Source organism: Novosphingobium naphthalenivorans NBRC 102051 (assembly GCF_001590985.1).
Taxonomy (GTDB): Bacteria; Pseudomonadota; Alphaproteobacteria; order Sphingomonadales; family Sphingomonadaceae; genus Novosphingobium; species Novosphingobium naphthalenivorans.
Map to the genome: position 1 here is coordinate 1 of NZ_BCTX01000049.1, position 11,987 is coordinate 11,987.

Consider the following 11,987-nt stretch of genomic DNA (forward strand, 5'->3'; position numbering starts at 1 on the left):
AGACCGGTCAGGCGGCTGACAGCGTCGTATGCGTATGCGCGTGACGTTCCGTTGCCGTAAGTCACGCCTATTCGGTGCCCCAGATCGTCGTAGCTGTAGCTCGCCAGAACGCCGATACCCGAGGTCGCACCATTTTCCCGGATTTTGGTAACATTGCCAACCGTATCGTAGTCGTAAACGACATAGAGGCTGTCCGGCCAGGTGATCCGCGTGCGCCGGGAGGCTGCGTCGTATTGATAGCCAACCGTGCCTTGCGGGGTGACCTGAGACGTTACGCGTCCGAGAGCGTCATAGGCGTTCGACACGCTTTGGCCGCCTGAAGAATAGGTTGCCGCAGTCTGCATGCCGAGCAAGTTGTAGTTGTACGTACGATCGGTGATCGTAGAGCCACTTACCCCTGTCACGCGCCCCAGATTGTCATGGGAATAGTTGAGGGTATCACTGCTCACGCCCCTGAGTTGGCGCTGCGTCACGTGGACATTATCGCCATAGGTCAGAAGCTCGTAGTCGCTAGAATTACTAGTGCCAGATCCTTTCACGATGTTCGGATATTCGATCATGCGTAACCGATCGAACCCGTCGTAGGTGTACGTGGTCTTGTTGTTTTCTGCATCTGTGAGCGTAAGAATCTGACCATTGTCAGTGTAGGTTACAGTGGCTTCGTCAGCTTGGATTGTTGTGCCGTAAGCGCTTTGAACCTTGGTCGGGCGGCCCGCGTCATCATAGGTTGTCTTGGTGATCCTGTCAGGGCCGTTCGCACCCGTTGCCTGGGGCAGGCAGGCATTGCTTTGACTTGACCATTGCGCAGAGTCCATCCTGACCGCGTTACATTGCATCCTTCCGACTGCATCATAGCTATATTGCGTGACGCCGAACGTTTCCCCCGAAGCAGTGAGCACCTCTTTGGTCTTGCGCCCATTGACATAGGTCGCAGTCGATTTCTGAAGAGAAGTGAATGCGGACCAATCAGCGTCGGTCGCCCCGTTAACAGTGCCAAGTTCGACGTCAGTTAGCATGCCTGAAGCGTTGTACGTTGCCTTGAGGGCGCGGCGCTTGAGAGTGCCTGCGCCATCTGGATCGGGCGAGATCATACCAACCTGCCTCCGAGCCCCATCATAGCGATACGTCGTGGTGTCGCCTGTGCCGGACAGAGGTCCATCAACCGTCAATACATCGCCAAGCGTGGAGTAGGTGTATGTGGCGGTAGCGCTAGGCGTGCCATCGCCAGCAGCAATTGTGACGCTCGCTGCATTGCCATGGCTATCATAGCCAATCGTTGTCCGGGTCTCATCGGCGGTTCCAACACAAGTGGGGCTTGCCGTGTCGCCAGTAGCACAGCTGGAAACACCTGTGAGTAGAGAGACACCACCAATACTAGAATAGGAAAAGCGCGTTTGCGGTCGCTTAGAACTACTCGTGGGAGCAGGTGCGGTCACTGTAAGCGGCAGCCCGGTGCTCGAATCATAAGTATAATTGGTCGTGTTACCCAGCGGATCGGTCGTGCTGGTGGGTCTATTGCACGTTACGAAGTTAGTGCAGGAGCTTGGATAGCTGGCACTACTCACGACATCCGCAAGGCCTGATCCCGGTTTAGCAACCTCACGCGTCTCAGTCACGTTGCCGCGACTATCATAGGTGTAGTGCGTGTAATTTCCTTCAGGCTGGGTAACCTGTGTAAGGCGCCCATAACTGTCATAACTGAGGTTTTTTGTCTTATTGAGCTCATCTGTTATGGATGTCGGCCGTACTAACGTAAGATTAGAAACGATTTTTGATGTCTTTCCCAACGCATTCGTGACGACCATCGTGCTGGTTGCCCCGCTCACAGTGCGAGAATAGCTTGTCGTGACACCATCGCGCGTTGCTGAAGTAACATTAGTCGTGCCGGAGACCGAAAAGCTCGGGCTGCTTTCGCCAGGACGCGTAATACTGGTATTGGTTACGTGCCAAACGTTTCCGGCCATATCTGTAACATCAACACCTCCGCCGGCAGGGTAGCTGTAGCTGACGCTACCTACGATTGTGCTACCTCGCTTAAAATCCGCCCTTGTACGGTTGGTGCCCGAATACGTGAACGATATAGAGTAACCGAACCCATTGCTAACACTATACAGCGTGGGCGCGCTTCCTACTGGCGCAAAAAAGAATGGATAAACTGTATTACCGTTTGGAGAGGTAATTGATTCAACCAGCATGGCGCAGCCAGCTGCAGGAGAGTTGAAAGAGCAGTAATAAGTGTCAGCAGGAACTTCATCATAATTTGGATTGTAAAATGCCACTGACACTCCCTCGGGCGTCCTGTATATATAGGTGGCTGAGCTATTGTTTCTTGTTAAAGAAGAGCCGTTGGGGTTTATGATGGTTGAGTTTGGGCCGGGCATCGAAAACGTATCACTGCGGCGATCCGGGCGAGATATAGTTATTTGACCGCCGCTTACCTTCCACTTGTATTCATCCCATTGGGAGGCCACACTACCACCTCCCGTCCGGATCAGGGTAAGCTCGGCCTCCCCTGATCCAACCGAGCCCTCCGGAAAGGCCATCACAAAATCACCCAGTGTCAAATCTACCCCATTGGAGTCCAGATTGCGGTGGGCGGGGGAATCTGCGAATGCCGGTGCGGCCACCCCTGAGAACAGCGCTGTGACCATGCTGAGCGAAGCTCTCCGGCGGCGATTTCGCACAATTCGGCCACCAAGTGCTAATGTCATTCTTTGAAATCCCTCACTTGAGATGACTGCCGGCACTCGGAAGCTGCCGGTGGAAGTCTCATCAATCGCCGGAACGAAAGGTGGGGTGTTCAATCAATGGTGCCAAATTAAATATATGCAATGAATTGAAAATATTCATAATATATCAGGCGTGCGTTACGGAAAATAAATGTAGATTATACGGTGCCCACATGGTCCGGTAAATCGCGCGCGCCTATTGAAAATAACCATTCCCGATAGGATAACCCCTCATGCAAAAGGGCATCGCACTTCAGATATTGAAGTTCAATTATAAAATATTTTAAAGATAAATTGTTTATTGGCAAAACGCTGCCCTAATCGTATATTTGCGCGCACTGCACTATGGTTTATGAGCAACAATCCCATTGCCGTCATTAAATTTTGATCCTCAACGATTTATAACAAAGGTGTACCCGCGAAGGCGGGGATGACGAAGGAGAGATTCGTTCCTGCGCACGGGCACGGGCATTACAACGCCCGGGACAGATCCTTGATCTCGGTATTCAGGATCCGGTCGTTCTCGGAATAATCGACCGGGCAATCGATCAGGTGAACGCCCGGCGTATCGCGGCAATGCGCCAGAAGCTCCTGGAGATGCGCGGCGCTTTCCACGCGATACCCGCTGGCCCCATAGCTCTGCGCATACTGGACGAAATCCGGGTTTCCGTATGTGAGCCCGAAATCCTTGAAGCCCATGTTGGCCTGCTTCCAGCGGATCATGCCATAGGCGCTGTCGTTGAGGATCAGCACGGTCAGGTTGAGGCCAAGCCGAACCGCCGTCTCCAGTTCCTGGCTGTTCATCATGAACCCGCCATCGCCGCAGATCGCGAAGACCTTGCGATCGGGATAGACCATCGCGCTGGCCATGGCCGAAGGCAGGCCCGCGCCCATGGTCGCCAGGGCATTGTCGAGCAGCACCGTGTTCGGCTTGCGGGCGCAATAGCCGCGCGCGAACCAGATCTTGTAGACGCCATTGTCGAGGCAGACGATCGCATCGTCCGGCAGCGTATCGCGCACCTGCTGCACGAGATGCGGCGGGAAGATCGGGAAGCGCTCGTCCGCGGCAAGCTTGGCCGTGTGCTCCATTTCGGCCTGGCGATAGCGCAGCATGGCGCTGGAATCCCACTGCGGCGACGGCGTGACCGCCTCCTTGATCTGCCAGATGGCATTGGCGATATCGCCGATCACCTCGATCTGCGGGAAGTACACCGGGTCCACCTCAGCCGTCTTGGTCGAGACGTGAACGACCACCCGGTCGTCCCGCGAACCATCGTTGTGCATGAAGAACGGCGGCTTCTCGATCACGTCGTGGCCGATGTTGAAGATGCAATCGGAATCCTCGATCGCGCGATGCACGAAATCGCCGGCCGACAGCGCGGCGCAGCCGAGAAACTTCGGATGCTGCTCGTCGATAACACCCTTGCCAAGCTGGGTGGTAACGAAAGGAATACCCGTCTTCTCGACGAATTCCTTGAGCATCTTGCTGGTCATCTTGCGGTTGGCGCCGGCACCGATGACAAGCAGCGGCCGCCTGGCCTTTTCCAGCGCTTCCACGGCCTGCACGATGGACTTCATGTCGGCCGTCGGCCTGCGGACCGTGGAACGCGCGATCGGGCGTGAATCGGTGCGCTCGTCGGCAACGTCCTCGGGCAGCTCGATATGGGTCGCGCCGGGCTTTTCTTCCTCGGCAATGCGGAAAGCCTCGCGCAGGCGGCTCGGGATATTGTCGGACGAGGCCATCTGATGCGCGTACTTGGTGATCGGCTGCATCATCGAGACGACATCGAGGATCTGGAAACGGCCCTGCTTGGACTTCTTGATCGGCTTCTGGCCGGTGATCATCAGGATCGGCATACCGCCCAGCGTGGCATAGGCCGCCGCCGTGACCAGATTGGTCGCCCCCGGCCCCAGCGTTGAAAGGCAAACGCCGGTCTTGCCGGTATGGCGCCCATAGGTGGCCGCCATGAAGCCTGCACCCTGCTCATGACGGGTGAGAACCAGTTTGATTTTCCCGGAACGCGAAAGCGAATCGAGCAAGTCCAGGTTTTCTTCACCCGGGACACCGAAAATGTATTCGACGCCTTCCTGCTCAAGGCACTGGATGAACAGGTCCGATGCTTTGGTCTTATCTGCTTCGGCCATCATCATTACTCCCCACTTGTCATTGCCTCACGGGTAACAGGTGCTCCGTGATTTCACAGAGGCAAATAGGCGTTTCAGCCAAAATGCCTTCCTGATGAAATCGCCAGCTGGAGAAGCGACTAATACCCCCGCGCGAGATCAACACAGTGCAGAAGCGCCTCGTCCCGCCGGAAACGCTGGAGATTTTCCAGAAAACGGGCCGCCCCACGGGGAAAAAGCGCATCCTGCGCCAAGCCTGAAAGATGCATCGAGATGTGGACGTTCTCCCGCGACCACAGCGGATGACCAGACGGCAAAGGCTCGGGATCGGTGACGTCGAGGAACGCGCCGCCGAGATGGTGCGAATCGATCGCAGCCAGCAGCGCGTCCTGATCCACGACCGTTCCTCGCGCGAAATTCATCAGTACGGCGCCCGGCTTCATGGCCGCCAGTTCGCCTGAGCCGAACATGCCCCTGGTCTCCGGCGTCGAGGGTACGATGAGGATGACCCAATCGAAACGGCCAAGCGCCGCGCGCCATTCCCTGCCGCCCAGTTCCCCCGGCCCGGGGCTGCGCCGGGCCATCGTGACCCGCGACCCCATCGCCAGCAGCATCTGCTGAATGCGGCGCCCGATCTCTCCGGCACCGATGACCAGCACTTCGGCATCAAGCAGTTCCTGCGTGCCCGGCGGCTGGGTCAGCCACTCGTGCCGATCCTGCGCCCGCACCACTTCGCGCCAGCCCTTGGCCATCCCCAACATTCCGAGCAGGGCGAACTCCGCCACGCTCTGCGCATGAATGCCCGCACCATTGGTCAGGACCACGCCGCGCTCACGGAACAGATCGAGCGGCAGCCAGTCCACGCCAGAGGACATGGCATTGTACCAGCGCAGCTTCTCCATGCGCTGGATGGCCTGCCCGGCAAGCGGCGGCGGGCACATGTCCAGCCAGGCGATTTCCGCCCTGGGCGCCAGATCGAGCAAGTGCTCCGGGCTCTCGAACCACAGCGGCTCGATGCCGTCCGGGGTCTTCCCCTCCACCAGCCGGCGAGCCTGGGCATTGATAAGTGCTACGGTCATGGCAGGCCTGCAAAAGAACCGAATTGCAGAACCTTAACAGACAATTCGGCCAAATGTGCCGAAATCGGGTTATCCGCCGTTCCCGTTTATCCCAGCTTCCATTCCCAGCCGAGCGGATCGCCGTCCATGACTTCAACGCCCTTGGCCGCGAGTTCATCGCGCAGGGCATCGGACGTCGCGAAATCCTTGTCCGCACGGGCCTGCTTGCGACGGGTCAGCACGTCCTCGATCTCGGCCTCGGTGATCTCGACGCCTTTCGGCTTGAGGCGCAGGTCTGCGCGGCCGGTGCCGAACAGGTCCAGCCCCAGCACCGAGTCCATCGCCTCGACCGCGGCCCGCTTGGCGGCAGGATCGACCTTCTTGGCCGCCAGCACGTCTTCCAGCGCCGTAAGCGCGACGGGAGTGTTCAGATCCTCGCCGATGGCCTTTTCGAAGGCCTCCAGCATCGGCATCAGCTTGGGATGACGCGCTTCCCCCGGCGCCACGTCCTTGAGACGCTCGGCCGCCATGATCATGCGCTTGAGCCGGGTGAGCGCAGCGCCCAGCCCTTCCCAGCTGAATTCCAGCTCGCTGCGGTAATGCGCCTGCAGGCACATCATCCGGTAGGCGAGCGGGTGGTAGCCCTTGTCGATCAGCAGTTGCAGCCGCAGAAATTCGCCCGAGGACTTGCTCATCTTGCCCGCCCCACCACTTTTCTGGCGCTCGACGAGGAAGTTGTTGTGCATCCACACCCGCGCGCCCGAATTGGCGGGCACGTCGAGGCCGCAAGGGTCCCCGGGCTTGCAGCAGAAGGCCTGGTTCTGCGCGATCTCGTTGGGATGATGGATCTCGCGGTGGTCGATGCCGCCGGTGTGAATGTCGAACGGAAAGCCCAGCAGGTCGCCCGACATCACCGAGCATTCGAGATGCCAGCCCGGCGCGCCCTTGCCCCAGGGCGAATCCCATTCCATCTGCCGCTTCTCGCCCTCGGGCGTCTTGCGCCAGATCGCGAAGTCGGCGGCATTGTGCTTGCCCTCGACCGCCTCGATGCGGCCTTCGCCTTCTTCGGTCACGGCGCGGGCCAGGCGGCCATAGTCCGAGACAGTGGAAACGTCGAAATAGAGGCCGCTGTCCAGTTCGTAGCAGTGCTTGTCCGCGATCGACTTCGCGAATTCGATCATCTGCGGCACGTAATCAGTGGCGATCGACCACTTGGCCGGCTCGCGGATATTGAGCGCCCTGATGTCCGCCCAGTAGGCCTCGGTATAGTGCTTGGCGATATCCCAGATGGACTGGTGCTGCTGGCGCGCCATCTTCTCCATCTTGTCCTCGCCCGCATCGGCATCGTCGGTGAGGTGGCCGACATCGGTGATGTTGATGACGTGGGTAAGCTTGTAGCCCTTGTGGCTCAGCGTGCGCCCCAGCACGTCGGCAAAGACATAGGCACGCATGTTGCCGATGTGCGGGTAGTTATAGACCGTGGGCCCGCAGGAATAGACGCGCGCCTCACCCTCATGGACGGGCTGGAACGGTTCCAACTGGCGGGTCAGGCTGTTGAACAGCGTGAGAGTGGGCGTATCGGTCATAGGCACGCGGCATTAGGCGGCGCGCGGTTCCAGTCAAGCCGCGTGCGCGAACATCAGCAGGGCCACGCCGAGCGTAATGAGCGCGAACCCCGCCCATTCGCGCGCCGTCAGCCAGCGGCCCGACACATAGCGCGAGACCAGCGCCACCACCGGCATCTCGATCAGCGCGAGCGTGCGCACATTGGCGGCAATGGTCAGCGAGAAGGAAATGAACCAGCCCGCCGACGCCACGGCGCCCAGTGCGCCGGCAGCAATGCTCAGCCGCCATTCGCGCACCGACCCCCAGAAGCCCGATGCGTCCTTCGCCACGAACCATACCGCCAAAGTGGCCGACTGGATCGCGAGAGACACGACCAGCATGACCAGGCTGCGCAGCATGAACGAGCCTTCGGGCACAAGATCGATCGAAGCGCGGAAACAGATCGCGGTGAGCCCGAACAGCGCGCCGCTGGCGACGCCGACCACCAGCGGCTTCCATTCCGCCAGCTTCGCCGCATCGTCGCCGGTCCGCAGCGAGGACATGACGACCCCCACAGTCACGACCATGACCGCGATCCAGCCCAGCCACGGCAGCCGGTCCCCGATCAGCACGAGGCCCAGCAGGGCCACAGTCACCGGCTCGGTCTTGATATAGGCATAGGCCACGCCGAAATCGCGCTTGGCCATGACCACCAGCATCAGCGCGGTCGCGGCGATCTGGGTGACGGACCCGGCGAACGACCATGCCAGGGCTTCGGCGGGGATCGCCGGAAGCCGGGACGGAACAATCGTCAGATAGACCGCCAGCAGGATGCCCGCGAAAGGCAGGCCATAGACGAAGCGCACTTGCGTGCCGCCGATAGTGCCGATCCGCGCGCTGAGCCGTGACTGGAAGGCATTCCGGAACACTTGCGCCATTGCCGCCGCCAGCGTGAACGGCACCCAGAGATAGCCGTGCGTCACGGCTCCCCGATAAAGCGGACAACATCCCCGGCTGCGGCACGGGTACGCGGGAAATGGTTCAGTGGCGCCTCGGGATCGGGGTGACCGATGGCAAGGCCGCAGAAGAACAGGTGGGTATCATCGTCCACGCCCACAAAGTCCTTGATCAGGCGCCCGTGGACATAAAGCGATTCCTGCGGGCACGAGCCCAGCCCCTCGCCGTGAAGCAGCAGCATGATCGTCTGCAGCCACATCCCCACATCCGACCATTGCGGCGGTCCCATGACGCGCGGCACGAATGTGAACAGCGCCGCGGAGGCGCCGAAGAATTCGAAATTGCGGGCCTGGAGCCGGGCGCGCCCTTCCTCGTCGTCGCGCGCGATGCCCACCGCGTCCATGCGCGGGCCGACGATGGAATCGCGACGATCCTTGTAGAGCTGCGGCAGATCCTTGGGCACGAGCTGGTATTCGGCAGGGGACTGCGGCTCGGCAGCGATCATCCGCTCAGAAAGCGTGCGCAGCGCCTCGCCCATCACGACAACGCCTTCCCACGGCTGGAAGTTGTAACCGGACGGCGCCATCTGCGCGGCCTCGATGACCCGGTGCAGCACGGCCGGATCGACCGCCTTGTCCAGAAACGCACGGATCGAACGGCGGCCCTGCACCGCCTCGGCAATGTTCATCATTCTTCCTCGAACAGGCCAGCCAGCTGCTCGATCATCGTGCCGCCAAGCTGCTCGGCGTCCATGATCGTCACGGCCCGGCGGTAGTAACGCGTCACATCGTGGCCAATGCCGATAGCGACAAGCTGGACCGGCGATTTCGCCTCGATCCACTCGATAACCTTGCGCAAGTGCGCTTCCAGATAGCCCGCGCTGTTCACCGACAGCGTCGAATCGTCCACCGGCGCACCATCGGAAATGACCATCAGGATACGGCGATCCTCCGGCCGGGCCAGCATACGGCTATGCGCCCAGAGCAGCGCCTCGCCGTCGATGTTTTCCTTGAGCAGACCTTCGCGCATCATCAGGCCCAGATTCTTGCGCGCGCGGCGCCAGGGCTCGTCGGCCTGCTTGTAGACGATGTGCCGCAAGTCGTTGAGGCGGCCCGGATGCGCCGGCTTGCCGCTGGCCAGCCAGGTTTCCCGGCTCTGCCCGCCCTTCCAGGCGCGCGTGGTGAAGCCGAGGATCTCGACTTTCACGCCGCAGCGCTCCAGCGTGCGCGCCAGCACGTCGGCACTGATCGCCGCGATCGAGATCGGGCGCCCGCGCATCGAGCCCGAATTGTCGAGCAGCAGCGTGACCACCGTATCCTTGAACTCGACGTCGCGCTCGATCTTGTAGGACAGCGACTGCCCCGGCGAGACGACCACGCGCGCCAGCCGCGCGGCATCGAGCAGGCCTTCTTCCTGGTCGAAATCCCACGAGCGGTTCTGCTGTGCCATCAGGCGGCGCTGCAGACGGTTGGCGAGCCGGGTGACAATGCCCTGAAGCCCCTTGAGCTGCGCATCGAGGTAAGCACGCAGCCGCGTCAGCTCTTCCTCGTCGCACAGTTCGGCGGCGCCAACGACTTCATCGAACGCTTCGGTAAAGACCTTGTAGTCGAACCCTTCGGGAATATCGGTCCACGGGCGGTTGGGCCGGACGGGCATCATGCCCTCCTCGCCCTCTTCGCCTTCCTGGCCCTCTTCCATGTCGTCGGAAGCTTCGCCTTCGGACTCGCTCTCGCCCTCATCCTCGCCCTGCGAGGGTTCGGCGGCCATTTCCGAGGGCTGCTGCTCCTCTCCGGTCTCGTCGCCGTCCTGCTCTTCCTCGGTCTCCTCGTCGCCGTCCATGTCGTCGGATTCGTCGGGCGGCTGCTGAACGTCCTCGGCGCGGGTCAGTTCGAGGTGCTCCAGCATGTCGAGCGTAAGCGCCTGGAACGCCTTCTGGTCCTCCAGCGAGGTAGCCAGCGCTTCGAAATCGGCGCCGGCCTTGTCCTCGATCCACGAGCGGACCATGTCGACGCCGGCCTGCGCTTCGGCCGGAACCGGCTGCCCGGTGAGCTTTTCGCGCAGAAGCAGCGCCAGCGCCGACTGCACCGGCACACCGTCGGGCGCCTCAGCCCGCGTGATCGGGTCCGAAGCGATGCGCGCCATCAGCGCCGCATCGAGATTCTCGCGCATACCGGGGTAGGCATTGGCGCCCAGCGCCTCGTACCGGACCGCCTCCACCGCATCGTAGCACGCCCGCGCCGAAGGTTCGGACGGGGCATGGCGCATATGCAGCTTGTCATTGTGATGGCGCATCTTGAGCGCGAAGCTGTCGGCATAGCCGCGCGCCTGCATCGCCGCCCCGCGCGGCAGGGTGCGTCCCGGCATCGGCACGCGAAAGACATTGCCCGACGAGCTGGGGGCGTCGGCCGTCCAGTTGACTTCAATTTCCTTGTCTTGGGCGATGGCGCGGCTGGCGCCTGCGAGGACGGACTTGAAGCGGTCTGCGGGAGATTCGTCTGACATTGCCGCAGTGCCTAGCGCATCGGTGCGGTCGGCTCAAATGGGCGATGTACGAGGCGCGGATTCATAGTGCCCTGCGCGCGGGGGCTTCGACAAGCTCAGCCTGAGCGGGATTAGAAGGAATTACACCAATTCCGCCCATCCTGAGCCTGCCGAAGGATCATCCTGAGCTTGTCGAAGGATGTTTTAGCCAGTCACCTGAAACAGAAGTTCGCATCATTATCCCCGTCATCCCCGCGGAGGCGGGGATCCCGCTTCTGCTGCACAGCGTATGAAAAAGCAGCGGGGCCCCCGCCTCCGCGGGGGCGACGAACTATGAGGTAAACTTCGTTTCCACCACACTAGGGATCAGATCGACTGGCCGGTCTTGGCCCAGTCGGCCAGGAAGCCTTCGATGCCCTTTTCGGTCAGGACATGCTTGAACAGGCCCTTGATGACGGCCGGCGGCGCAGTCATCACGTCGGCGCCGATCTTGGCCGCCTGGAGCACGTGAACGCCGTGGCGGATCGAGGCGACGAGAATCTCGGTCTCGAAGGCGTAGTTGTCGTAGATCAGGCGGATGTCGCTGATCAGGTCCATGCCGTCGAAGCCGTTGTCATCGTGGCGGCCAACGAAAGGCGAGACGAACGTCGCGCCCGCCTTGGCAGCGAGAAGCGCCTGATTGGCCGAGAAGCACAGGGTCACATTGACCATGGTGCCATCGGCCGTCAGCGCCTTGCAGGTCTTGAGGCCCTCGATGGTGAGCGGCACCTTGATGCAGACATTGTCGGCGATCTTGCGCAGCACTTCGGCCTCGCGCATCATCCCGGCATGGTCGAGCGCGACGACTTCGGCGCTGACCGGGCCATCGACGATGCCGCAGATTTCCTTGGTGACTTCCATGAAATCACGCCCGGACTTGGCGATCAGCGAAGGGTTGGTGGTGACGCCGTCGAGCAGGCCGGTCGCGGCCAGTTCCTTGATGTCGTCGATTTCGGCAGTGTCAGCGAAGAATTTCATAGTGCGATCCTGAATGGCGAGTCTTGATGCCGCCCTATAAGGACGCGGGCGCAGTGAGGCTAGGGTCTGCCGGGGC

At 60.9% G+C, this 11,987-nt stretch carries 8 protein-coding genes; all 8 read right to left on the reverse strand.

The genetic code is table 11. From position 1 onward, the window contains the following. The coding region (locus NN5_RS25900) for an RHS repeat domain-containing protein (RefSeq protein ID WP_169801001.1) at positions 1-2,651 on the reverse strand (2,651 nt) is incomplete at its 3' end. A 549-nt stretch (positions 2,652-3,200) separates the two neighbouring features. Then, a complete protein-coding gene (locus NN5_RS15840; protein ID WP_067735423.1) occupies positions 3,201-4,874 on the reverse strand; it encodes an acetolactate synthase large subunit in 1,674 nt (557 codons plus the stop codon). A gap of 119 nt (positions 4,875-4,993) precedes the next feature. Beyond that, complete coding sequence (locus NN5_RS15845; RefSeq protein ID WP_067735325.1) at positions 4,994-5,932, reverse strand: D-2-hydroxyacid dehydrogenase; 939 nt, start codon at positions 5,930-5,932, stop codon at positions 4,994-4,996. 86 nt (positions 5,933-6,018) lie between these two features. Beyond that, on the reverse strand, positions 6,019-7,497 hold the full coding sequence (gene cysS / locus NN5_RS15850; RefSeq protein ID WP_067735328.1) for a cysteine--tRNA ligase: 1,479 nt from the start codon (positions 7,495-7,497) through the stop codon (positions 6,019-6,021). Between the two features lie 33 nt (positions 7,498-7,530). Then, entirely contained in the window at positions 7,531-8,439 is a 909-nt protein-coding gene (locus NN5_RS15855; protein ID WP_245656540.1) for a DMT family transporter, read from the reverse strand. Further along, a complete protein-coding gene (locus NN5_RS15860; RefSeq protein WP_245656542.1) occupies positions 8,436-9,101 on the reverse strand; it encodes a nitroreductase in 666 nt (221 codons plus the stop codon). Before NN5_RS15860 ends, NN5_RS15855 begins: the two co-directional genes overlap by 4 nt. Beyond that, on the reverse strand, positions 9,101-10,915 hold the full coding sequence (cobT, locus tag NN5_RS15865; protein ID WP_067735334.1) for a cobaltochelatase subunit CobT: 1,815 nt from the start codon (positions 10,913-10,915) through the stop codon (positions 9,101-9,103). Before cobT ends, NN5_RS15860 begins: the two co-directional genes overlap by 1 nt. Before the next feature lie 345 nt (positions 10,916-11,260). Beyond that, positions 11,261-11,911: a fructose-6-phosphate aldolase gene (gene fsa, locus NN5_RS15870; protein ID WP_067735337.1), complete on the reverse strand. Its 651-nt coding sequence runs from the start codon at positions 11,909-11,911 to the stop codon at positions 11,261-11,263. Positions 11,912-11,987 lie beyond the last annotated feature (76 nt).

What these genes read in the sequence shown, in the direction of transcription:
- fsa (WP_067735337.1), bottom strand. Translation starts at nt 11,911, where the DNA reads ATGAAATTCTTCGCTGACACTGCCGAAATCGACGACATCAAGGAACTG.
- NN5_RS15860 (WP_245656542.1), bottom strand. Translation starts at nt 9,101, where the DNA reads ATGAACATTGCCGAGGCGGTGCAGGGCCGCCGTTCGATCCGTGCGTTT.
- NN5_RS15845 (WP_067735325.1), bottom strand. Translation starts at nt 5,932, where the DNA reads ATGACCGTAGCACTTATCAATGCCCAGGCTCGCCGGCTGGTGGAGGGG.
- cysS (WP_067735328.1), bottom strand. Translation starts at nt 7,497, where the DNA reads ATGACCGATACGCCCACTCTCACGCTGTTCAACAGCCTGACCCGCCAG.
- NN5_RS15840 (WP_067735423.1), bottom strand. Translation starts at nt 4,874, where the DNA reads ATGGCCGAAGCAGATAAGACCAAAGCATCGGACCTGTTCATCCAGTGC.
- cobT (WP_067735334.1), bottom strand. Translation starts at nt 10,915, where the DNA reads ATGTCAGACGAATCTCCCGCAGACCGCTTCAAGTCCGTCCTCGCAGGC.